The organism is Paenibacillus sp. RC67 (genome assembly GCF_030020805.1).
In the GTDB taxonomy this organism is placed as follows: domain Bacteria; phylum Bacillota; class Bacilli; order Paenibacillales; family NBRC-103111; genus Paenibacillus_S.
Genome location: NZ_CP125098.1, coordinates 7,761,557 through 7,784,918, shown reverse-complemented (window position 1 = coordinate 7,784,918; position 23,362 = coordinate 7,761,557). Strand labels below are relative to the sequence as shown.

Annotated in this window: 22 protein-coding genes and 1 riboswitch; of the genes, 11 read left to right on the top strand and 11 right to left on the bottom strand. The window is 49.7% G+C overall.

What is annotated here, in order from left to right; genetic code table 11:
- Positions 1 to 30: 30 nt before the first annotated feature.
- Together QMA13_RS35440 and QMA13_RS35435 are read right to left on the bottom strand one after the other, a co-directional pair.
- Positions 31 to 732, bottom strand: coding sequence for a response regulator transcription factor (locus QMA13_RS35440; protein WP_282938456.1), 702 nt, complete (start codon positions 730 to 732; stop codon positions 31 to 33).
- The gene (locus QMA13_RS35435; RefSeq protein ID WP_282938455.1) at positions 719 to 3,358 is read right to left on the bottom strand and encodes a sensor histidine kinase; all 2,640 of its coding nucleotides are present in this window, start codon (positions 3,356 to 3,358) and stop codon (positions 719 to 721) included. The genes QMA13_RS35440 and QMA13_RS35435 overlap by 14 nt, the downstream gene beginning before the upstream one ends.
- A 222-nt stretch (positions 3,359 to 3,580) precedes the next feature.
- Between QMA13_RS35435 and QMA13_RS35430 the strand changes: the two genes are divergently transcribed.
- From QMA13_RS35430 to QMA13_RS35405, 6 genes are all read left to right on the top strand, one after another.
- Complete coding sequence (locus QMA13_RS35430) at positions 3,581 to 4,843, top strand: Glu/Leu/Phe/Val family dehydrogenase (protein WP_282938453.1); 1,263 nt, start codon at positions 3,581 to 3,583, stop codon at positions 4,841 to 4,843.
- A 159-nt stretch (positions 4,844 to 5,002) separates the two neighbouring features.
- Positions 5,003 to 5,833 carry an electron transfer flavoprotein subunit beta/FixA family protein gene (locus QMA13_RS35425; protein WP_282938451.1) on the top strand — a complete coding sequence of 277 codons (831 nt, stop codon included), beginning with the start codon at positions 5,003 to 5,005 and terminating at the stop codon, positions 5,831 to 5,833.
- Positions 5,830 to 6,864 (top strand): electron transfer flavoprotein subunit alpha/FixB family protein, encoded by a 1,035-nt coding sequence (locus QMA13_RS35420; RefSeq protein WP_282938449.1) that lies wholly within the window; start codon positions 5,830 to 5,832, stop codon positions 6,862 to 6,864. Before QMA13_RS35425 ends, QMA13_RS35420 begins: the two co-directional genes overlap by 4 nt.
- Positions 6,848 to 8,143 carry an FAD-dependent oxidoreductase gene (locus QMA13_RS35415; RefSeq protein ID WP_282938447.1) on the top strand — a complete coding sequence of 432 codons (1,296 nt, stop codon included), beginning with the start codon at positions 6,848 to 6,850 and terminating at the stop codon, positions 8,141 to 8,143. The genes QMA13_RS35420 and QMA13_RS35415 overlap by 17 nt, the downstream gene beginning before the upstream one ends.
- On the top strand, positions 8,143 to 8,439 hold the full coding sequence (locus QMA13_RS35410; RefSeq protein ID WP_442952377.1) for a ferredoxin family protein: 297 nt from the start codon (positions 8,143 to 8,145) through the stop codon (positions 8,437 to 8,439). Before QMA13_RS35415 ends, QMA13_RS35410 begins: the two co-directional genes overlap by 1 nt.
- Before the next feature lie 5 nt (positions 8,440 to 8,444).
- A complete protein-coding gene (locus QMA13_RS35405; RefSeq protein ID WP_282938444.1) occupies positions 8,445 to 8,594 on the top strand; it encodes a hypothetical protein in 150 nt (49 codons plus the stop codon).
- A 106-nt stretch (positions 8,595 to 8,700) separates the two neighbouring features.
- Here the strand turns inward: QMA13_RS35405 and QMA13_RS35400 are convergent, their stop codons facing one another.
- Genes QMA13_RS35400 through QMA13_RS35385 form a run of 4 tightly spaced genes read right to left on the bottom strand, consistent with a single transcriptional unit; the run spans position 8,701 to position 10,430 of the window.
- Entirely contained in the window at positions 8,701 to 9,234 is a 534-nt protein-coding gene (locus QMA13_RS35400; RefSeq protein ID WP_282938442.1) for a GNAT family N-acetyltransferase, read from the bottom strand.
- Positions 9,235 to 9,266: 32 nt separating this feature from the next.
- Positions 9,267 to 9,725: a GNAT family N-acetyltransferase gene (locus tag QMA13_RS35395; RefSeq protein WP_282938440.1), complete on the bottom strand. Its 459-nt coding sequence runs from the start codon at positions 9,723 to 9,725 to the stop codon at positions 9,267 to 9,269.
- 32 nt (positions 9,726 to 9,757) lie between these two features.
- Positions 9,758 to 10,207: an aminoacyl-tRNA deacylase gene (locus QMA13_RS35390; protein WP_282938438.1), complete on the bottom strand. Its 450-nt coding sequence runs from the start codon at positions 10,205 to 10,207 to the stop codon at positions 9,758 to 9,760.
- Positions 10,208 to 10,235: 28 nt separating this feature from the next.
- Positions 10,236 to 10,430 carry a DUF6199 family natural product biosynthesis protein gene (locus tag QMA13_RS35385; RefSeq protein ID WP_282938437.1) on the bottom strand — a complete coding sequence of 65 codons (195 nt, stop codon included), beginning with the start codon at positions 10,428 to 10,430 and terminating at the stop codon, positions 10,236 to 10,238.
- 297 nt (positions 10,431 to 10,727) lie between these two features.
- Positions 10,728 to 10,827, top strand: a riboswitch (purine riboswitch).
- A gap of 179 nt (positions 10,828 to 11,006) precedes the next feature.
- On the opposite strand from QMA13_RS35385, the gene QMA13_RS35380 reads away from it, so the two are divergent.
- The 4 genes from QMA13_RS35380 to QMA13_RS35365 all read left to right on the top strand — a co-directional run bounded on the left by QMA13_RS35380 (position 11,007) and on the right by QMA13_RS35365 (position 15,738).
- Positions 11,007 to 12,443: an NAD(P)/FAD-dependent oxidoreductase gene (locus tag QMA13_RS35380; protein ID WP_282938436.1), complete on the top strand. Its 1,437-nt coding sequence runs from the start codon at positions 11,007 to 11,009 to the stop codon at positions 12,441 to 12,443.
- A gap of 352 nt (positions 12,444 to 12,795) precedes the next feature.
- Positions 12,796 to 13,923, top strand: a complete 1,128-nt coding sequence (locus QMA13_RS35375; protein WP_282938435.1) for a hypothetical protein — start codon at positions 12,796 to 12,798, stop codon at positions 13,921 to 13,923.
- Complete coding sequence (locus QMA13_RS35370; protein WP_282938433.1) at positions 13,889 to 14,626, top strand: glycosyltransferase; 738 nt, start codon at positions 13,889 to 13,891, stop codon at positions 14,624 to 14,626. The genes QMA13_RS35375 and QMA13_RS35370 overlap by 35 nt, the downstream gene beginning before the upstream one ends.
- A complete protein-coding gene (locus QMA13_RS35365) occupies positions 14,623 to 15,738 on the top strand; it encodes a glycosyltransferase family 4 protein (protein WP_282938431.1) in 1,116 nt (371 codons plus the stop codon). Before QMA13_RS35370 ends, QMA13_RS35365 begins: the two co-directional genes overlap by 4 nt.
- Before the next feature lie 6 nt (positions 15,739 to 15,744).
- Here QMA13_RS35365 and QMA13_RS35360 read toward each other — a convergent pair whose 3' ends face one another.
- The 4 genes from QMA13_RS35360 to QMA13_RS35345 form a co-directional block, all read right to left on the bottom strand.
- Positions 15,745 to 17,664, bottom strand: a complete 1,920-nt coding sequence (locus tag QMA13_RS35360) for a glycosyltransferase family 2 protein (RefSeq protein WP_282938429.1) — start codon at positions 17,662 to 17,664, stop codon at positions 15,745 to 15,747.
- Between the two features lie 8 nt (positions 17,665 to 17,672).
- The gene (locus QMA13_RS35355; protein WP_282938427.1) at positions 17,673 to 19,241 is read right to left on the bottom strand and encodes a glycosyltransferase; all 1,569 of its coding nucleotides are present in this window, start codon (positions 19,239 to 19,241) and stop codon (positions 17,673 to 17,675) included.
- Entirely contained in the window at positions 19,198 to 21,234 is a 2,037-nt protein-coding gene (locus tag QMA13_RS35350; RefSeq protein ID WP_282938425.1) for a glycosyltransferase, read from the bottom strand. Before QMA13_RS35350 ends, QMA13_RS35355 begins: the two co-directional genes overlap by 44 nt.
- Positions 21,235 to 21,313: 79 nt before the next feature.
- Positions 21,314 to 22,180: a DUF6385 domain-containing protein gene (locus QMA13_RS35345; RefSeq protein WP_282938424.1), complete on the bottom strand. Its 867-nt coding sequence runs from the start codon at positions 22,178 to 22,180 to the stop codon at positions 21,314 to 21,316.
- Between QMA13_RS35345 and QMA13_RS35340 the strand changes: the two genes are divergently transcribed.
- Positions 22,167 to 22,631, top strand: coding sequence for a hypothetical protein (locus QMA13_RS35340; RefSeq protein ID WP_282938422.1), 465 nt, complete (start codon positions 22,167 to 22,169; stop codon positions 22,629 to 22,631). The two genes, QMA13_RS35345 and QMA13_RS35340, sit on opposite strands and share 14 nt — an antisense overlap.
- Positions 22,632 to 22,673: 42 nt before the next feature.
- Here QMA13_RS35340 and QMA13_RS35335 read toward each other — a convergent pair whose 3' ends face one another.
- The gene (locus QMA13_RS35335; RefSeq protein WP_282938420.1) at positions 22,674 to 23,327 is read right to left on the bottom strand and encodes a DUF6385 domain-containing protein; all 654 of its coding nucleotides are present in this window, start codon (positions 23,325 to 23,327) and stop codon (positions 22,674 to 22,676) included.
- Positions 23,328 to 23,362 lie beyond the last annotated feature (35 nt).

Sequence of the window (23,362 nt, the reverse complement as noted above, 5' to 3'; positions counted from 1 at the left end):
GCCAATGAACGGAGCAGTGGGCCTTATCTTTTATTCGCCGGCTTTGGCCATATACCCGACACCAGGGTAAGTGACGATCAGCTCGAGCTTTTCATCAGCTTGCTTTAGCTTCTGGCGAATACGGGCTATAGCTACCCTTAAGTACTCCACATCATCGCGGTACTCATTTCCCCAAACGTCGCTAAGCAGCTGCTCGTGAGTCATAACCTTTCCCGCATTTTGAATCAGCAGAACGAACAAATTGTACTCCGTTTCGGTAAACTTGATCTCTGTGTCCGCGAGCCATGTTCGCCTTTGGGCCAAATTCAGCGTAACCGGGCCCAGGCGGATTTCACTGGAGGCAGCCGCGTGTACAGCGGCCCGTCCGTCGATCCTTCGAAGCACCGCGTTGACCCGCGCGAATAGCTCGTCCAACGAAAAGGGCTTGGTCAAATAATCATCGGCGCCGAGATTCAATCCTCGCACTTTGTCGGTCGAATCGCTTCGGGCCGTCAATATGATGACGGGCACGTTAGAGAAGCTTCGCAGCCTTTCAAGGACTTCAAAGCCATCCATTCCAGGCATCATAATGTCTAGCAGAAGCAGATCCGGATCAAAGCTGTCTATTGTTTCCAAAGCCTGAGGCCCACTTGAGCAGGCAGCAGTCTCATGACCTAGGGATTTTAAATTGGCGGCGATGAACCGGATAATCTTGGGCTCGTCGTCCACAATGAGAATTTTATGCTTCTTCATGCTCATCCCCATTCTTCCATTCGTATTTGGGCACGGAGAGAATAAAGGTGCTTCCTATACCCGGTATGCTTTCTACATGAATCTGTCCATCAAGGGCATCCATGATGCCCTTGCTTATGGCGAGTCCTAGACCGGTTCCGCCCGTATGGCGGCTGGACGATACATCGACCCGATAAAACCGGTCGAAGATGTTGTCCAAATGCTCCGGCTCCATGCCGATGCCGTTATCTTGAACTCGGATGTGAACCAACCTGTCATCAGAATGTGCGGAGATGCGAAGGATAGGCTGGCGATGGTTGTAACGGATCGCGTTGGTAAACAGATTGACCAGCACCTGCTCCATTCGCAGTCTATCTGCGCGGAGCAGCGGCAATTCGTTATCGAGCTCTACCTCAAATCGGGCGTGTTCTGCTTCTGCGTGTTGGGGCAAACGTTGGATAGCACTTTGTACGATGGATTGAACGCGTACTGGCTGCAGATTGACCCGCAGAGCGCCAGCTTCGATCTTGGAGATGTCGAGCCACTCGTCAATCAAATTCTGAATGCGTCCGATATCCTCGCGTATCCCCTCCAACAGCTCCTGCTTAAACTCTTCGTCCCAGGATGCGTCTGGCCTTAGCAGTGTTTCAACACCGCCCCGAATGCTGGTGATAGGCGTTTTGAATTCATGCGAGGCGAGAGAGATCAGGTCATTTTTGAGAGCGTCAACCTCATGCTCCTTCGTAATATCGCGCCACACATAGCCTCGCCCGAAGCTATGCTCATCACCCAGTACTTGAAAAGCGGAAACCGAGATGATGCGCTCCTTACCGCTGGCTCCCACGGCTTTGAATTTGGCATGCAGCCGCTCTTTGCCGGTAAACGAATTCCATTCCTCATCACGTTCCGGCAGCAAGGCCGTGATCGACTTGAACAAGTCCTCCTCGGACATTGCGAGCAGTGCTTGTGACTTCAGCCCGAACATTTCCGTCATGCGGCGGTTGAAATAGACAACCCGTTGGCTTGTGTCGATTAGGACGATCGCATCCGACATGCTCTCCAGAACTGCATTCAATGTCGCATGCTCGTGACGTATGCTGCCAAGCAGCATGTCATTTTGCACAAGGATGGCAACGGTCCCGGCAAACGTATGCAAAAATTTGCGATCATTATCACTCAAAACAGCTTCGCTGCCGCTCTGGACCCGAAATTCGCCAAGAGCGAGACTTCCCGCTTGAATCGGGATAACAGTCACATTGTGGTCGGAGCTTCCGGTATCGGAAGGTTTAACCGTTCCGTTATCCCAGCCTTTGAAGCGGCCGAGCGTGGATGATCCAGTGTGCGGGAATAGGTGAAGCCGGACTTCTTGATGGATCAGACCGCGAAGATGTACCATACTGTCCTCGATCATGTCGCTCGCAGTCCTGCGTGTAGAGATCGGAGTGAGCAGCGTATTGACGATCTCCAGCTCCTGATTTTTGCGCAGCAGGCTGTGAGTCCGCTCGGAGACGCGACGTTCCAAATCGGCGTTCAGCTCGATGAGAGCCCTCTGGTTTTCTTTGATTTGCTCAGCCATTCGAAAGAAATGATCTGCCAGCATGTGAAGCTCATAAGGGACACTGCCGGAGGCAATAGAGCGGTCGGGTGATACATTGATTCCATCCGCCAGCCGCTGTGTGTATCCTACCAGGGCATGTATTGTATTGTTCAGCCGTTTAGCTAGTAAGGTTCCTACTATGACGGTTAACAGCAGAGTGAGGATGAGCAGCAGAAACGTTGTCCAGAGCGAATCGTTGAACGCGGCGTTTACGGATTTATAGGATCTATCTACCATCACGGTCCAGCCCAAATCAGGGATCGTCGTATAGCTTACAAGCTCTTCCTGGCGATTTATGCCTGAGCGGTATTTCCCTTGTCCTTGGGTCTGAGACTTTGCATCCTGCACCGCGGGCTCACCGGATAAATCGGTTAATGAATCTGTGATTTCCCCGTTAGGGTGATAAATGGCCCTTCCTTGAGCATCCAATACGACGGGATAGGCATCGGTACCATAGTCATATTTAGTGACTAATTGTGCCACCGCTTTCATATCCAACACCCCTACGATCAATCCATCCCATTGTCTTTGATCGTTGTAGACAGGAGCTGCTATCGCCATGGCAGGTTTGTTCGCACCTTCAGGCCCGCGAAACAACGGAGTGATGACAGTTGTTTCTTTGGATTTGACCTGGTTGAAATACTCGCGCTCTTTTACACTCGTTCCAAACAAGGTTTGCTGCTGCCCAGCCCCCGGATCAGGATACAACGCGCTCACCACACCGTCGCGATTTACGACAAAAAGACTTGAGAAGCTGGGCAAGTTCGTTTTGACGGACTGCAGCTTGAGCGTCATGCTCTCACGGGTCCGAAAGGGCGGACTGGATGCGCTGATGGTCGCCGCCAGCGTCTCGACAGCGTTGCGATGGTAGTACGTATACGTCTGTACGGCATCCGCTAGCCGGTACGTGGTCTGCATCTGCGTTTTATTATAATCGCTCGTAATGTTTTTGATTTGCTGCACCTGAATGGTGCCGAGGACTAGGATGGGAATCAGGGCTACTATGGCAAACGTAATCGTCAAATGAAGACGCATCGACAGTCTTTTCACAGGTTCCTCCAAAAAATTTTTTTCAGGTACCGCTTTACCCCTTTATTGTAGCACAAACTCAGGAATATCAAGCGACAAGCTCGTGTTACTAAAAGTGACAAAATAAATAAGAATTAAGGAAATATGCTCGCATCAATTGTCAAATTAACAAAAAAAATATAAACTTATGTTAGTTAGGAAAAAAAGGAACCTAAATTAACATTCCAGGAGGTACATTGATCAATGCTCGAGACTACAGTAACTGAAGAAAATCTTAATCCGTTTAAGATCGCCCAAAGCCAAATTGAAAAGGCTGCTTCTTTGCTGCAACTGCCTGAGGAAGTAGTAGAAATTTTGAAACAGCCGAAACGAGTTCTATCCGTCACATTCCCAGTAAAAATGGATAACGGCAAAGTAAAAGTGTTCGAAGGCTACCGCTCCCAGCACAATGATGCAGTGGGTCCAACTAAAGGCGGCATCCGTTTTCACCCGGACGTAACTTTGGATGAAGTTAAAGCATTGTCCATGTGGATGAGTTTCAAATGCGGCGTTGTTGGCTTGCCATACGGTGGAGGTAAGGGCGGCGTTATTTGCGATCCTCGCGAAATGAGCAAAGGGGAGCTGGAGCGCGTCAGCCGTGCTTTCATGGAAGCTATTCATGAGATCGTAGGTCCGGAAAAAGACATTCCAGCACCAGACGTATACACAACACCTCAAATTATGGGATGGATGATGGATACCTACAGCCGTCTGAGAGGTCATAACTCTCCTGGTGTTATTACAGGTAAACCGCTTATTATTGGCGGCTCCAAAGGAAGAAACGAAGCTACGGCACGCGGCTGCGTATTCGCGATTCAAGATGCTTTGCACGATATGGGCAAAGATACGGAAGGCGCTACGGTTGCGATTCAAGGCTTTGGCAACGCAGGCAGAATCGCCGCTCGTTTGTTGGCTGAGCTTGGCTGCAACATTGTAGCTGTCAGCGATTCCCGTGGTGCGATTTACGATGCAGAAGGCTTGGATCTGGCGAAAGTGGAGCGTCTGAAAGATCACTCTAACATCTTGGAGTATGGTGACTCCCACATCATTCCTGCAAGCCAACTGCTTGAGCTGGATGTAGATATTTTGGTGCCTGCAGCATTGGAGAACGTAATTACTTCCCATAATGCAGCTCAAATTAAAGCAAGCATTGTAGCAGAAGCAGCTAACGGACCTACTACACCGGAAGCGGACGTTATTTTGTTCGAAAAAGGCGTAAAGGTTATTCCTGACATCCTGGCTAACGCTGGCGGTGTAACGGTTTCTTACTTCGAATGGGTACAAAACCTGATGAACTACTACTGGAGCGAAGAGGAAGTTAACGGCAAGCTGAAAACAGCTATGACCGATGCTTACCGTGCCGTACAAACTTTGGCGACTCGCTACCAAACCGACCTTCGTACAGCAGCTTACATGATCTCCTTGGAGCGTATCTCCAAAGCTATGGAAGCTCGCGGTTGGGTATAATCAATACAATCTGCAATTATCTTTTATAATATTACGAGGCACCCCAGTTTGGGGTGCCTTTTTCCGTCCTGAGGGTCAAACTAGGCATGTTATCCGGAGCTGCCTTATATACTAAAGTATTCAGACAATAACGGATCATAGTAAAGAGGTGCTGCGAACATGCTTCATATTGTCGCCTGTATCAAACAGGTACCGGATACGAAGATCATCAAGATGAACCCGAAGACGAACACGATGGATCGGGCCAGTGCCCCGGCGATTTTGAATCCGTATGATGCGCACGCGGTTGAAGAGGCGGTCCGCCTCAAGCAACGGTACGGAGGCACGGTTTCCGTTCTCACGATGGGCCCTCCCCCTGCGGTGAAGGCCATCAAACGCTGCATTGAAATCGGAGCGGACGAGGGGTACCTGATTACGGACCGAGCGTTCGCTGGAGCGGATACGCTGGCAACGAGCTACTCGCTCACCAAAGCGTTGGAGAAAATTGCCAAAACTCAGCCGATCGACCTGGTTATCTGCGGCAAGATGACGATTGACGGGGATACCGGACAGGTAGGGCCGGGCATTGCCCGAAGACTGGACATCCCGCCCCTTACCTCAGTGAACAAAGTGGTGGAGGTCAGCAAGGAGCAGGGCCACATTATCATTCACCGCAAGCTGGAGGACGGTTACGAGGTGATCCAATCGACGCTGCCCTGCCTGTTGTCGGTAGAAAAGGATATCAATGAGGTGCCCTATTCGCCCCTCCCCAACGTTATTAAGGCGGCGCGTTATCAGCCTCATATATGGTCCGTCAACGACTTGGAGGAGGTCGACCGTACCCAATTGGGCTTGAAAGGCTCGCCGACTATCGTCTCCTCGGTATGGGCACCGCAGAAGCCGCAGGGAGGCGACATTTTGCAGGGAACTTCGAACGAACAGGTAGAACGACTGCTCGGCATTTTGCTGGAGCGCAAAGAATTGTTCCAGGCTGGGGGTGGAGCGTCGTGAGTTTTGAAGATTACCGCGGCGTGTGGGTGTTCATAGAGGAGAAGGATGGCGCGATTGCTCCGGTTTCGCTGGAGCTTCTGGGAGCAGGCAGACGTCTGGCCGATAAGCGGGGAACAGAACTGGCGGGGATCCTAATCGGGGATAACGTGACGCAGCTGACCGCAACGGCTTTTGAATACGGGGCCGATACGATGTACGTATATGATGCGCCTATTTTCAAGCATTACCGTACGGAGACGTTTATGAAGGCCTTGCTCGATTGTACGCAAAAGTATAAGCCTGAGATTATTTTGTACGGTGCTACTTCCACGGGCAAAGATCTCGCGAGTGCGGTCGCAACCGACTTGCCTACAGGGCTGACGGCGGACACAACCATTCTGGATGTGGAGGAGGATACCGGCTTGCTGCTCGCCAGCCGCCCAGCGTTTGGCGGCAATATTATGGCGACGATTTTGTGTAAGAAGTACCGTCCTCAGATGGCAACAGTCCGTCCGAAAGTCATGAAAGCGTTGCCTAGAGAAGCCGGTCGTACCGGCAAGCTGATAGAGGAAGCGATTGCCCTCAAGGAAGAGGATGTGCGCACCAAGGTATTAGAGATTGTCCGGGAGACGACCCACAAGGTACGTATCGACGAAGCTGACATCATCGTGGCAGGTGGCAAAGGGCTAGGCAGTCCGAGCGGCTTCCAGCTCATTCATCAGCTCGCCGAGACGCTAGGAGCTGCTGTTGGCGCCAGCAGGGATGTCGTTGAGGCGGGATGGATTGAGCATCATCATCAGGTAGGGCAGACAGGTGTCACCGTGACGCCCAAAATATATTTTGCCATAGGGATATCAGGAGCCATTCAGCATATTGTTGGGATGCAGAACTCCGGCTTAATCATTGCCATCAATAAAGATCCGTCCGCTGCAATATTCCAGTCATGCCATTACGGCATTGTAGGCGACGCGTTCGAGATCGTTCCGCTCTTGATCGAGCAGTTCACAAAGGCACTGGGCAGAAAGGAAGACGGCTATGTCCGAAAAGTTTGAATGTATCGTCGTCGGGGCCGGGCCTGCGGGAATTGCCTGCGCATATGAGCTGGCCAAGGCAGGGGTTGATGTGCTGCTGCTGGAGCGAGGTGAATATCCCGGCTCCAAGAACGTAATGGGGGGCGTCCTATACCGCAAGATGATGGAGGACGTCATCCCTGAATTTTATAAAGAAGCGCCTCTCGAGCGCCCTATCGTAGAACAGCGCTTTATGATGCTGGATAAGGAATCCGCCGTCACTTTCGGGTACAAAGGGATGGAGTGGGGACGCGAGCCTTACAACAATTTTACCGTACTGAGGGCCAAATTCGACCAATGGTTCGCCCAAAAGGCAGTCGAGCAAGGAGCTTTGCTCATCAATGAGACGGTAGCGTTGGAGTGCATCATGGAGGATGGGCGAGTCGTAGGCGTTCGCACGGACCGTCCGGACGGAGATTTGTACGCGGATGTCGTTGTGCTGGCAGATGGCGTCAATTCGCTGCTCGCCAAGTCACTTGGATTTCACAAGGAATTTAAACCAGATGAAGTGGCGCTGGCGACAATGGAGATCATTAAACTGGATCGCAAAATCATTGAGGACCGTTTCAACCTGGAGGAAGGTCAAGGCTGCACGATCGAGCTGTTTGGCGACGCAACGAAGGGGATTTTGGGTACGGGCTTCCTGTATACGAATAAAGATACGCTCAGCATAGGCGTTGGCACACTACTGTCCGGGCTCATCAAGCATAAAATAAAACCATATGAACTGCTAGAATACGTCAAGCAGCATCCGATGATACGTCCTTACCTGCAAGGAGGCGAATCGCAGGAGTATTTGGCCCATCTCATCCCGGAGGGCGGCTATTATTCGATGCCGAAGGTGGTCGGTAATGGGGTTCTTGTCGTGGGTGATGCGGCACAGCTTGTGAATGCCATTCATCGGGAAGGCTCTAACATGGCGATGACATCCGGGCGCTTGGCGGCAGAGACGATTGTGATGGCCAAACAAGCGGGCAATTTCTCCGAAGCTATGCTGGATCATTATCGGCAGCGGTTGATGGAGAGCTTCGTTGGTGAGGATTTGAAAAAATATAAGGATTCGACGCATCATTTTGATAAATTTCCGCAATATTTCGACCAGTACATCCCGATGATGAACCGTGCGGCGAGCCAAATGTTCACGGTCGACGGCACCTCGAAGCGGGAGAAGCAAAAGAAAATATGGCGTGACATCGGCACGGTCAAGCAAAAGCTGAAAATAGCGCGGGATATGTACCGGGCATGGAAGGTGATAAAGTAATGAGCGATCAAGCGAAAGGCCAGTCCATCGAAGAAAAGCAGTATCTTCTGCGCTTTAACGCGGATACCAAATCTCATCTTACCGTCTTGGATGCGGATACCTGTCTAACAAAATGTCCAGATAAAATTTGCACGATCTTTTGCCCGGCGGAAGTGTACAAATGGGAGGATATCCGGATGCATGTGGGCTATGAGGGCTGTCATGAGTGCGGCAGCTGCCGTATCGGCTGTCCTCATCAAAATATTAAATGGGAATACCCGAAAGGTGGTCACGGAATCGTTTTTAGACTGGGGTGATCCTTATGTTTGAGGTTGGAGATCGGGTTGTGTTTAAGCTGGATGGAACCCGTGGCGTTATTATGGAGGCAGAGCAGGGCTTTTATCACATCATATGGGAGGATCATTTCAGCAGCTGGGAGAAGGAAGAGACTCTTGAGAAGGTGAAGGATTAGTTCTCACCGTACTATGCAAGATCAAGGGGCCATTCCAACGGTAGATGACTACTGGAGGAGGCCCTTTGCTATTGAATGGTACGCAGCCGCCCATCCAGATGCTGTACTATAGGGACTTGACCAAACTTACACGTATAACAGAGTCCCAAATGGGCCCGCGTCGCACTTCCGTATAGCCAAGCTTTTTATTAAGCTCGATGACATGATCATACTGTGTGTGAGTATAGATAAGATCAATCCCCCGTTCACGTGCTTCCTCTTCGAGCTGCTGCTTCAGCTTGGTGGCCAATCCCAGCCGTCTATACTCAGGCTCTACCCACAGGTTAAAAATCTCTATGAACCGCCCGTCTTCTTGAAACAAACTTCGCTCCAGCTCGTGGTATATGGTTTTCCAGGGATACTCTTGATCCCGATTGGCTATGGAATATACAATAGCCGCAATTTGCCTCTTTGAAGCTTCCTCTTCAAAGATCCAGGCTCCGCGACTAGGGTCGGAGACGAATTTGGCTATTTTCTCACGATGCTGAGTCTTTTCCTCAGAGGTCATTTCCACCTCAGGAAGGATGGCGGCTTCATCCATTAGATCGGTTCGGACCAAATAATCCAGATCGGCCGGTACAGCTTTTCGTAAACGTATCAACGAGTTCATCCACCTTAACAAGACTTGGTTGGTTATAATGCTTTGGTCATCACGACACTGTCGCCTTCGAACCGGTTCTGTTCGTACCCCTTGGACTGATAAAAGCCGACCGCATCCGCCCAATGAGCTAATGTTTTGAGCATAATGCCGGAGTAGCCCTGACGCGTGGCTTCCTCTTCTAATGCTTTTATAATTCGGCTTGCATAGCCGTGCCTTCGATAAGTCTTCTTAACCGACATGCGTACGATTCTTCCTGTATGATCATCATAGGGGATCAATGCTCCGCAGCATACGGCTTCATTTTCGACACATCCTACTAAAAAGACATGCCCTTGATTCGTATAATGGTCGATGATGTTATGAAGATCAGGATTTAGAGAGGTATCCAGGAACCCAAAATGCTCCGCTAAGCCATCAAGCACGAATTGCTTAACTTGGTCTTGATTCTGTTCGGAAATCGGTTCGATTCTTAGTGTACCTGTAGTTTCCATAGGTGCTCCTTCTTATAGCTCATTCAGTCTATTCAGCGATCATAGGCTATAATATGGTTCAATTTTTCTATATCTTGGGGTCCTATTTTTAAAGTGCTTGTAACTGCTCCGGTACCTCCGTAGACATAAGGATAACGATGAAGGCGTCTGTCAATGATAGTGGGCAAGCCATGGCCTATTAAAGGGACGCTTCCTACCGAGTATCCGGTAGCTTCTTCTACCTCTAGGGGCTTGGCAAGTTTTAGTTCCTCACATTGCAATAGTTGCTTGATTACGTCAAAATCAATCTTCCCATAGTCCCCAGACATAATAAAAGCATACATTGTCGTTCCGGACTTCAGTATCAATGTCGGTGCTGTTTGCCCGATCTCAATTCCAAAAAACGCAGCTCCTTCTTGAGCGGATCGAATTGGTTCGTTGTGGTCAATGATTTCGTAGTTGATCTGATGCTCCTCAAGAAGATGGATTAAATCGTCGTCCATAGTTGTTTGCTCCTGTTCCTGTTTATGTTCACAAGTTCAAAGCAATGATTCCCGCAATGCCAGCCAGAGAAAGCATGATCCCTCCAAAACGAGTGGATACAATGTACAAGTCTGAAGGTTCCGTCGCATCATTGGATTTCCAACTCTCGGTTATTATCCAAACAATAGAAGGCTTGCTTATCATTAGCACACCTAACAGCATAAGAATGACCGAAATAACCATCGAGGAAACCTCCCTTCACCAAAACATTGAATCATAGCTTAGCTCACTCCTGTACCACATGAGATACGTCATAAAATATTCGTGAAGTAAGTCGCTATTCCCTTTTTACTGGAAAAATAAATACAAACATATACTATTTCTTTATTTGTAAAAATAATTAATGTTCGGATTTTTCTCTATATAAAATGATATATTAAATTTATTAACTGGACTTAAGCACTAAATACGAATAAATAAGCTATATCCCCTTGACATATGTAGTGATTTACTTTACCATTCGTAGTGGCAATAGAATATGACATAGGTTGAGTAACTGTTCGTATATCTTCGGCAATACGGGTCGAGGGTCTCTACAAGGAACCGATAATTCCTGACTACGAGTGGGCGGGTTTTCCGCATCCATTCGAGGGTCGGGATTTTTTTATGCGCAGCTGAGCAAATGGATCCCACAAGGATAGCGGATGTTTCCCCAAGAGAATAGAGGTTGGTCAGATGGCATGCTTCACTTTTTTGGGGGATTAGGTATGCCCGCAAAGGCTGGCATAATTTTTCTTAAACTTTGGAGGGACAAAGAAGATGAGCAAACGTTACGACGTCATTATTGTTGGAGCCGGACCGGCGGGGATTTTTGCCGCGTATGAATTGTTGTTGAAAGCATCCCATTTGAAAGTGTTATTAATTGATAAAGGACACGATATCGACAGCCGGCGCTGTCCGATATTGGAAGAGAAAATAAAGCTGTGCCCGCCTGCGGCAGGCAAAAAGGAGTTTGCTGGTTGTCTTCCTGCCTGTTCCATCACCGCCGGTTTTGGTGGAGCAGGAGCCTATAGTGACGGCAAGTTTAACATTACTACGGAGTTCGGCGGATGGCTCACGGAATATTTGCCTCCTTCGCAGGTGCTGGATCTGATCAAATATGTGGATGGAATCAATCTAGAGCATGGTGCTCCTGATACGATTACCGATCCGATGACAGAGGTTGTTCGTTCTATCGAGCAGCGTGGCTATGCGGCGGGCTTGAAGCTGCTTCGTGCGCAGGTGCGCCATTTGGGTACGGAGAAAAACTTGCAAATCCTGCAATCGATCAACCAATACTTGAAGCAGCATATCGACATGATGTATAAGACCGAAGTGGCTGATATCTTGACGGTGAAGGATAACGGAGCCTATCGAGCCGTTGGGGTGGCGTTAAAGAATGGCGAAGAAATCGAGGCGGATTACGTTGTTATCGTACCAGGAAGAGACGGATCTGCTTGGCTGACCGACATTTTGAAAAAACGCCGGATTAAAATGTTCAACAACCAGGTTGATGTTGGGGTTCGAGTGGAAACGTCCGATGTCGTCATGCGTGAGATTAATGAGCATTTGTATGAAGGCAAATTTATATATAACACCTCGGTAGGAACTCGCGTCCGTACCTTTTGCAGCAATCCGTCGGGGCATGTTGTTGTTGAGAATCACAGCGGTGTGATGGCTGCTAACGGTCACGCTTACAAGGACCCTGCGCTCGGGTCTACCAATACGAACTTTGCTCTGCTAGTGTCACACCGATTCACGGAACCGTTCGATAAGCCTAACGAGTATGCGAGAGAAATATGCAAACGGGCTAACGATCTGTCCAGTGGAGGCGTCATTGTTCAGAAGTACGGAGACATCATTCGCGGACGTCGCTCTACAGAAGGGCGTATTAAGGAAGGATTTCTTGAGCCGACGCTCAAAGAAGCTGTGCCTGGAGATTTGGGACTGGTGCTGCCTTACAACACGATGAAGAGCTTGATCGAAATGGTCGAAGCATTGGATAAGGTAACCCCTGGGATTGCCTCAGAGCATACGTTGTTTTACGGTGTAGAGGCTAAATTTTATTCGGCCAGACCGAAGCTGAACCTGCATTTAGAGAGTGAAATTGCAGGCTTGTACTGCGGAGGCGATGGTGCCGGTGTAACAAGGGGATTGGCTCAAGCGGGTGCGGCCGGTGTATGGATTGCCCGTTCGATCGTGGAACGTAAAGGATGATAATAATTAAAGTAGAGTGAAGGATTAAAGAGTCGGAAACCTGCCATGGCGGGATTTCGGCTCTTTTTAACATTTTAGAATTTATAAATTTCGGGGCACCCCGCAAAGTACCTGAACCAGCTTCGAAGGCAAGGCCCCACAAAGTGGCCACTTTGTGGGGTTATTTTAGCTATCCGTAGATTTTCTTAAAAAGCCGTTACACCCACAATAGGTGACTTACCCAAGCAAAATGCCCTGCTGCTCAATATGATGGAGAGAGTGGATTTTACAAAGAGGGGGAATTGGCCTGAAATACGTCATTTACAGCCATAAGGACTGGGCATCATTCCCGTTTAAGCCTTACATCGAGCGCTTGCCTGACTGTGAACGTACGTTCTTTGTCGGCGCTATCAGCAAGGAGGAGCAGGAGCAATACGCAATAGAGCCAATCCCGCTTGAAGACCTCTCTTACCTTGAAAAGAATGAGTATGTGGCCCTAGTTACATCCCCATTTATGCTGCCTTATGTCCATCGCATTCTTCCACATAAAATGATTGCTTTATTGGAGCGAAATCAAGAAGAGGAAAGCTCCGGCTTTCATACGAAGTTCAATGCGCTGCTGGCAGCGCAAGCTCAATTAATTGGAAGCAACTCCGAGAAAGTCTATTTGGAGCAGTGCTTCCGCCACGAGAATGTACTGTATTTGCCTAATGAGGCACAGGAGACGAAAGTGTGGGAGGAAGCCGTACGGGCTCTTAACCGTGACGAACCGACTGTACCTTGGAAGCATCTGCAGTGGGAATCACGAGCCACTTATTACAGGAAATTGCACAAGCAGTGGGGAGAGCACGAAACGGTATGCTACTTGCTCGCTTCGTACCTCTATTTATTGGAACAGCCGTCCGCCAAGCATTTTTTGGCTGTATCGTTCGAACAAATGATGTTAAAGGATCATCCGGATTGTCTACGCAGCCATTTCCGGTTTTTTTCAGCAATCGAGGCACAAGCCGGAAATCTGGACCACGCGATTCGTATCTACGCTATTACGGCGTTTAACGAGGAGGAAAAGCGCAGCGTACAAACGTTATACGAGCTGCTGGATAAAGGCAAGCTGGATTTCATTCAAGCCGAAATCTTTCGTCTTAATGATGATTTCCATTCCGCAATTCGTACGCTGCAACAAGCTTCAGGAGATTCGGATGCCGACCATTTCATCTTGTCCGACTATCTTCTTGCGTTCCGATGGGAAGAGGCCCTGCGTCTGCTCGATCGAATTGGAGTTCCGGCAGATGAACGGCATTTAGCCGATATGCTTCGTGGCACTATCCAGCTTATCCGTGGCGGACGCCATAAGGCTGTACAATCCTTTCTTCGCGGCGCGGTAAGCGACTGGAGGGCGTTAAACAGCATTGCCGAAGTGGAGCAATGGGATCAAGCGACGCGTAGTGTATTGGGGGGATTGTACGATGATTCACGAGCCGATTCGCAAAACGACGGGTAACCGGTTAATGGCGATTATGCAGGTGCGAAATGAAGCGGACCGCCACTTGGAAGCAGTGCTTCAAGAGCTGAGTCAGTTTGTGGACGATATTGTTATCGTCGATGATGCTAGCACGGATGATACGGTGAAGCTGTGTAAGGCGTTTCCTAAAGTGACCAGACTTATTGAACTTGGACAGTCCAAATTTCACAAGGAATGGGAGCTTCGCTCGTTATTGTGGAATGCGGCTTGTTCGATGAAGCCGGATTGGCTGCTGGCGGTTGATGCAGATGAGTTTTATGAAGAGACGGCGAAAATGTGGATGCGGACGATCATCGATCATGATCAATATGATTGGGTAGGGTTTCGTTTCTTTGACTTCTGGGGTGGGACGACACATTATCGTGACGATATGCATTGGCAAATTCATCGGCGGCATACGCGGACACTTGTTCGATATATTCCGGAATATCACTACTTCTTTCCCAAAATGGATCATCATGTGCCGCGGCTGCCCCTTACGTATGCGGCGCTGCCCGGTTTTTTAACGGAGCTTAGAGTCAAGCATTATGGATGGGCCGTCTCTGACGAGGAGCTGAAGCGCAAATACTTGCGTTACATGGAGCGAGATCCGCTTGGAAAGTGGGGAGATCTGGAGCAGTACCATTCGATATTGGACCCGAATCCGAATTTGGTAGCTTGGAAGGAGGAGGAGGATACATGACACGAGAAATCGGTATTCTTACGCATAGCTTTGCGGATGCCTATAATGGAAAAACGGACAAAATATATGGCGGTGGTCTGGAAAGGTATCTTTATGACCTCTCGTTCCTTATCCGGGAGCTGGGCTGCCAGCCTGTAGTTCACCAATTATCGGGGATCGGATCGTTTCACCAAGAGGTGGAGGGCATTCGGATTATTGGCTACGATTCCAGTAAAGAGGGTCTCGTCGACGTGTTTAACCGGATGGGCTCTAAGGCGGAAGGCAAGCTGATTTATGCCAGTTTTATATGGCAGCCGATTATCTATAAACCCGGGAGCCTAGGCATCTGCCATGGCATTAATTGGGATAGTCCGATGTTCCCTCCGGAACATAAGGCCGGCATAGCACAGTACATCCAGAATGCTCTCCGGCATTTGAACCGGATTATTACCGTCGATTCTCATTTTTTAACCTATTGTCGGGCAGTCTGTTCCTTCACCGACCCTGAACAGATCGTTCTTCTTCCCAATGCCGTTGACACTAAGGAATATGTTCCAGCTGGTCACATAAAGGAAAATCCCGACTCCTTACACATCTTATATCCAAGAAGAATCAGCATTGAACGAGGGATCGTACCTATGATGCTTGCCGCGGACAGGCTGCTTGAAGCCTATCCGCACGTTACTATTGAATTTGCCGGCGAGGTGATAGACGGCAATCTCATGACGATGGCGTTTCTGTTATGGCTGGATAGTCACCCTCACAAGGGAAGAATTCGCCATCAAGCCTATACCTTCCATCAGATGGCAGAAGCTTACCGACAGGCCGATATAGCTGTTATCCCGACAATTTTCTCGGAAGGAACGTCTTATTCCTGTCTGGAAGCGTTGAGCTGCGGCCTGCCAGTCGTTAGCGGGAATGTAGGGGGACTCAACGATCTAATTATCGACGGGTTTAATGGAATGCTCGTGACGCCAACTGAAGAACGGATATTTACGGCGGTCAGCGTCTTAATCGAGAATAAGGGGCTTCGTGAAAGACTCGGTACTAACGCACGTGCAACGGCGTTAGCTTTCGATAAGTCGATTTGGAGAGCGAAGTGGAGTGAGATTCTAAGCGAATTCATCTCTTGATGACTTTCAGCGAAAAGAGAAGCTTCGGAAATAGATTCGAAAGTCAGACCATTCTATCGCAAGGCTGCCGTAATAGGAAGCTTTAGCCAACTGCAAGCTAGCTTCTCCTATATGAGCAGCAGGGCTGGTTGGTGAGCTGCTATGTGATGCAGGTAAGTCGAGAAAGGTGCCGCACGATTGAGCCAGAAGCGTGAAAATGAACTTCTCCGCCGTATTCGGGAAGCGGCTCTGGTGTGCTTTGGAGAAGTCATTTTCGTAGAGGCGGCACCATTCTTTTTTTATGCCTGACGGAGCCTTCAGCAAGCCGCACAAGAGGGATGGCGGAATGGTTCCGAGCTCCATGCGGCCGTTGGCATGCCGATACAGCCGAAGCACGGACTCCCAGGCTCCGACCTGAACGAGGATTTGGAGGATGGACTGCCAGTCGGAGAATGAAGAGTCGGCTGGCTCACAGCCTTCCATGATGAGTTGAACGAGATAGAGGGAATCATGGCTGCAGATTTGTTCTGCCACGTGCCGTGCTTGGGACGCATCCTGTCTTTTCCATGCAGCAGCCCATAAGTATCGGACAAGCATCGGGTCGCCGGGAGTTGAACGAAGCATGTCGTAGAGCTTAGAGCATGCGACTTCATCCTTATCCTCTTGGAAGAGGCGCATGACGTCGAGCAGAGGAGGAATCACCGTGCTATTGTAAGGAGATTTCAATAATACATATTGAACGATTTCTGTCGATCGTGCATTCAAGGCAGAAGGGATAAGGATAGTCAGAAGCTCTGAGTTCAGTGCTTGAGGGTAACGCAGCAGCAGCCCGATCAGGCGGATGGGCCGATTGTCCAGCAATAGGAACGGAACCAGCTCCGTCCATGCGGGGAGATAATCGGGCCGACACGACAGGGCCGATTCATAGTGCCGCAGCGCTTCTTGGAACCGGAGCAGCCTCTCGCAAACACGTGCAGCAGAGCAATGCGTCCGGTAGGTTCCGCAGCCGGAGGTTGTCGTATAAGCTGCGGACACATCGCCGCAGCTAAGCGCCGTGTTTAATAATTCTAATGCCTCTGTAGCCTTGCCCTGCTTCATAAGAATGCTTGCCTTGAGGTCGTAGAGGTCACTGAAATCGGCATAATGGGCTAGGCCTGCATCGATGATTTGGCACGCTTGCTCGTTTTGACCGAGCAAGTAGAGGGAGCAGGCTGCTTTGATGTACAGATCCGACCCATAGCCGTTGCTTGGGCTTATCTCATTTAGTAACGGGAGTAGAAGTGCGGCGGCTTCCGCATATTGCTCGGCTTGAAAATACTCCGTGCCGAGCGCATAACGAAGCAAAACATCCTCGGGAGCTTCTGCTAAAGCCTCCTCCAGGATGGACAGATTGCGGAGGTGCTTGTCTTTACGCTTGATTTCCGATTGCAAATACCCATAGTGAGCAAGAGTTAGGCTGGAAAAGGCGATCGGCGACCCTGGCAGCTCTTGAATGCTTTGGGCCGCTTCTTCATGAATTCTGCCTCGGAAGCGAATGCGCGGATCGTTGCGAAACAAACGGCAGACGCTATCCGTGACAAATTCACGGCTGGCTGGATCACCTACATAGCTTACCATCTGAATGTAATAGCCGAAGACTTCGCTGTTAGACAGCAAGGGGAGCATAGCTGAGCAGCTCCAGCCCACTGCTTCCTCGTCGGCGTCAAGAACGAGAATCCATGAGCTGGTGGCTTGTGCCAGAACGGTATTGCGGGCTTGGGCAAAGTTATCCTCCCAAGCGACCGGAACGATCCGGGCTCCAAATCTCCGGGCGATGTCCATACTACCGTCGTCGGAGCCGGTATCGCCTATAATAATTTCGCAAACGAGATCGCGAATGGAAGTCAGACATCTTTCCAGATGCTGCACTTCATTTTTGACGATCATGCACAGGGATAGATCCAGCATAGGAATATTCAGGCCTCCTCCATTTCGATCTTGGGGAGTGGAAGGTTGCGTCTGACCTGCCGATAGATGACACAGCGTGGAAGGAACTGAGAGAGACGGTTCAAATGGATGTCGGCCAAGGCCAGCAGCGTCCTGCTTTTCCGGTATGCCTTGTAAGCAGATTCTTCATCAGCTAAGGATGTGGAAGACCAGCTCCGCAGCAGCCCTAAAGCTTCTCCCGTTCTTTCATCACAATAGGCATTTAGGATCCTCGTAGAGGTTTCGTCGATACCGGTGGATGTTAGGCTCGCATGCAGAGAATCGTAGGCTCTGAACGCTTTGTCCTCCGCTTGGCTCATGGAAGCCAGCAATGTATTTGCGGTTTGGACACAGTTCTCATCCAGCAAAGCTTTAACTACAACGGTGATGGCTTCAGGCGATTTTGGGAGCAACGTCCCAGATAGCAGCGTCGTAAGTTCATTTTCCCGTTGAGTCAGTCTTAGGATACGGATCAGTCTTAATAAAGGAGTCGTCCAGGCCCTATTGTGGTGAAGTGCTTCCTCATACCAGTGAATCGCGTCCTGGTCTTCTTCAAGCTCCTCACAAATTTGCCCCAAAGCGAAGGCGGTTAAATACGTTCCGGATCCCGAATCGGTATGGTACTGCACAGGGGGAGCCCCTTTCTGCATAGCTAGCAGCAGCACGTCCTTGGCCTCCTGCTTCCTGCATACGGCATACAGTACAGTCCCTTTCGTATGGTATAAATCCGTATAGTCGGGATATTGCGCTATTCCCTGCTCGCAAGTGCCAATAGCTTCCTCATATTCTCCAAGCTCCAGACAGCAGCGGCTCTCGTATTTGTATATCAAATGGCGATAGCTCGCTCCCAAGTCGCTTAAGGCGAGCGATTGACGAAGATGGATTAAGGCAGAGCGCCAATCGCGCATGCGCATGTATTCGACTGCAACGTTATAGTGGTGAAACGGGTCGTCGGGATTTTCGCTTAAAGCCTGCTCAAGCAGCTTCAGGTTGCGGCGTATTTTGTCTTTGCTTGCGACAACAGACCCAGCATAGCCGTAATGATGTACCTTGACCGTGGTGATATGAAACGCGGCATGGGGTTTCCGTTCCAGAATGGATAGGGCAATCTGCTCGTGTATGGCACCTTGAAAGCGATATTCCGGACGGTGTCGAAACATACGTACGATGGGGTTCACCGTCGCTACAGGAGAGCTGTCAGTTTCGCCGGAATGGTTGTGAACTTGGAGGAAAAATGCCTCGAATTCTAGATGCCCTGCGCAGATCTTCAATTGCGCCTTGTCCTCAGAGGCCAATTCCTCGTCGGCATCGAGAAATAAAATCCAGGTGCCTCTTGCCTTACAGAGGCCGGCGTTCCGGGCTGCAGAGAAGTTTCCACTCCAGGGGAAGGAAGTCACTTTGGCGCCAAAGCTTCTGGCGATAGCAACGGTGTCGTCGGTCGAACCGGTGTCGATAATAATGATTTCATCTGCTACTCCTCGAACACTCCTTAGACAGCGAGGAAGGGAGGAGGCCTCATTCTTTACTATCATGCACAAGGAGATGACGGGTTGCTTCATTTCGAACCCTCCTTCGGTATCCTGTCCATTCGGTATGCCATCCTGTTCGATTCAGCAGCAAGATACTCCCGTCGATTTTGGCCAAATCGTCGGCAAACAGCTGGCGGTCTTGCGATTTAGCAGCGGCTTGTCGCAAATTATCGCCAGCAAGCTGCAGATAACAAAGAGAAGCAGCGGTTCTCGCTTTCGGATCGTCCGGCTGCGTGGCGAGCGCCCCTTCGAATAGCTCGGCTGCTTGAAAGTAATGCCCTTTATCGAACAAGATTTCGCCGATCATGAACGTTCCCTCCTCATCCAATCGCTGCTCATGCAGCATGGCGATGAACAGCTCGGCTGCCTGGTCCGTACATCCTAGCCGGTAAAGCTCCTTAGCGTACACTAGCTCGCAGTCGTCGGACCACGCAGTCAACAGCTCGGCTGTCTGCAAGCATTGAAGGTAAACGGCTTGACGGATCAGACTGCAGGCTAGTTTGGATAAGTGCTGCGTGTCCTCGTCGTTGTCGCTCAGTCCCCCTAGCTGAAGATACCGATCGAGCTGATGGAGCGATTCGCACAGTCGCTCGGGTATGTCCCTTAGAGCCGTCTCCTGCAGGTGACCATGAAGCTGCCGTTGGCAAATATAAAGAAGCTGCGCTGCCTGTTCCTGATCCTCATCGGATGAGAAGGCGTCCTTGGTTAACAAGGACTCAGCCTCCGCATACAGGCCGGATTGAATAAGAGCCATAGCATATTGCATTCGTATCGCTTTATCCTCAAGCATATGGGACGGTATGGAGGCTATCAGCTCTTGAAATGCCCCGATTTGGTATAAGACGTCGGCTATAGTGGAGTATTGTGAAGAGGCTTGAGGTTGAACAAGCGTCTGCAATAAGGAGGATATTTCCGGGTCGGCCACGTTCAACTGCCGAAAGGCCTCGGCTATACCTAGTAGTGCGGGATGGTAAGTGCGATGCTCTTGGATTGCTTGGTAAAACGATTTGGCTGCAGCCTCATATCGGCCTAATCGGGCTGCAATTTCTCCGATTTTGTAGAAGGAGCGGTAGCCGCTTATCCCTGCTTCTGTCACATATCGGTCATTCTGGAACGTTGTAGCATTGTGGAATGATTCTAGCGAAGCATCGAGCTGACCTTGCATTTCCAAAGTTTGACCTAACCAAAAATGCAGATCCGCATAGTCTGGATACGTTCGGATCTCTTGGCGTAGGAGCATTTCTGACGGGATGGCTTCCTGACGTTCGATCCTTATCTTAACTAAATCGCGAACCAGCGTTGGCCGGAACGACGCCGAATTAGCAGCATGAACGAGAGCTTTGCTCATATATTCGACGGCCTCCTCCAGCCGACCGCTCTGACAGCAAGTAATCCCCATATGGTATAAATAAAATGGATGGCTAGGCTGTTCGGCTAAGCCCTTTTTCAATATAGCTTCGTTTCTTGCCACTTTGTTCTTGCTGCTCATTTGCTGGGGCAAATACCCGAGATGAAGAAGATGCAGGGGAGCGTCCTGAATAGACGCTATTCCGCACTTATCGATGATTGAGGGCCCAATATCTTCGTGGATTGCTCCATGAAAGGCGAAGCCTTTCCTGTTTTGGAATATTCGCACTGCTCTATGAAACAGCCTATCCTCAAGGGTTGCACCCAGTACATTCTCGATCAGCACCGTAAAGGCTTCGGTGTTCTTCGTATCTTGAAGGAGTGTTCTGACAGCCTCTATCCCTCCAACGAGTCGTTCATCTGCATCGATATAAATAATCCAATCAGTTGTGGCATGCAGGAGAGCTTCATTTCTGGATGCTGCAAAAGAATGCGTCCATTCTGTATAAATGACTTTGGCTCCATAAGCTTTAGCTATTTCGTCGGACCCGTCAACGGACCCGGTATCTACTATTATCAGTTCATCTGCGTCTTTGACGCTCTCCAGACAATCGGGAAGAAGCTCTGCTTCATTTTTGATAATGATATGGACTCCGATCAACCTAGTATCCATCATCCTTCGGCCTCCTGAAAAAAGAGCACATGGATGCCCATGTACTCTTTGGGGATAACACAGTATATTTTTGGCCGACAGGTTATGTTCCTTGGGCATTGAAATAGACGTTGATGGTGGAAGGGCTGCCTGGGACCGCCGATTGATAGGATAGTCGGGTATACTTCAGGAACCTTGCTGCTACAACCACATCCGTTGCGCCTGCAGCTACGGGGTTATCCCCTGTCGTATCTACGAAATAATTTGTTCCATCCGCACTAATTTCCACCCGTGTGTTAATAGCATTCGCACCACTGTTGAAAATGAAGAAAGAATAGACGCCCAGTACTCCTGTGGTAATAGCTGGTAAAGGGGTATAGGTATTGCCTGTCGTGATGCCAAGGGTTGATTGTTCGATGAAGCTCTTTTGGGATATCGACGTCACGCTGCTCAATGTACCTGCGGTTACGGTGGCCCCAAGCAAACTGGTAATCGTACCGTTCAGAATATTGGTAATCGTCCCAGCGGAGGTCAAAGTACCAGCAGTGATGGTAGCGCCGAGCACGCTGGTGATCGTGCCGTTCAGAATGTTGGTAATGGTCCCAGCGGAGGTCAAAGTGCCGGCAGTGATGGTAGCTCCAAGTACGCTGGTGATCGTGCCGTTTAGAATGTTGGTAATCGTCCCAGCGGAAGTCAAAGTACCGGCAGTGATGGTAGCGCCAAGTACACTGGTGATCGTACCGTTCAGAATGTCGGTGATGGTCCCTGCGGAGGTCAGAGTACCGGCAGTGATCGTGGCACCAAGAACACTGGTGATCGTACCATTCAGAATGTCGGTGATGGTCCCGGCGGAGGTCAGAGTACCGGCAGTAATAGTAGCGCCGAGCACGCTGGTAATTGTGCCGTTAAGAATATTGGTAATGGTCCCGGCAGAAGTCAAAGTACCGGCAGTGATCGTGGCACCAAGCACGCTGGTAATCGTACCGTTCAGAATGTCGGTGATGGTCCCTGCGGAGGTCAGAGTACCGGCAGTGATCGTGGCACCAAGAACACTGGTGATCGTACCATTCAAAATGTCGGTGATGGTCCCTGCGGAAGTCAAAGTACCGGCGGTGATGGTAGCGCCGAGCACGCTGGTAATCGTACCGTTCAGAATGTCGGTGATGGTCCCTGCGGAGGTCAGAGTACCGGCGGTGATAGTAGCACCGAGCACGCTGGTAATCGTACCGTTCAGAATGTTGGAAATCGTCCCAGCGGAGGTCAAAGTACCGGAAGTGATGGTAGCGCCGAGCACGCTGGAGAGCGTACCGTCCAGTATGATGGGAGTCAGATTTCCGTTGGTATCCGTTGCTATGGAGTGTGGATTACCTGTACTGTCATTACCGAAAATTAACGTTCGTAGATTATCCGGATCGCTTTGAAACACAGTATAGTTCGGCATAAAATCACCTCTCAATAATAGATTAGCTTCCTATAGTTTGGGATTGAAAGTAAACATCTACCTGAGTAGGAACGGTTCCCTTTTCGGTTGAAATGGATAGTCTAGTCCATTTTAAAAACCGATTGGGTACGAAAACCCGCACAGAGTTCGGCTGCACTACATCTTGCTGGTCCAACGAAAAGTCCGAAGAATTCGGACTTATTTCTGTTCGAACTATAGCAGGAGACGTTCCGCGATTGATGACGGCATACGACATGACTGTCTTAGTCGTCGTGTCCTGGAGCGGAAGATCCGTAAACTGGTCGGACACCTGCAGGTTCAGGAATGCTTCTTCTTCGAACACAATATTTGAAGAATTGGGACTTACGATAATCCGTCCTTCATGGTCCGTAAGAACAGGAATAATCTGTGTGCTATCCGTTCCGAAAATTTGCACGCTGTCCTTTTGGGCATTCAAATCCCGTATATCAAGCTTATCTGCAATAACTGTGACCGGTCTCTTAATTTTGCGAACAGTAACCGTGCAGTCGCAAGGGCAAGGCGGCTTCTTACGTTTACACCGGTGGTGGCAGTGCGGCTGTACTTTTTTGCAGCATTTTTTCTTAGGAGTGCAATGCTTTTTGGGGGCTTTTTTCTTTTTTTTAAAGCAATGACGCTTTGTTTTTTGGACTAGCATCGAATGCTCACCCCCTCTCCCCCAAATGTGCCATC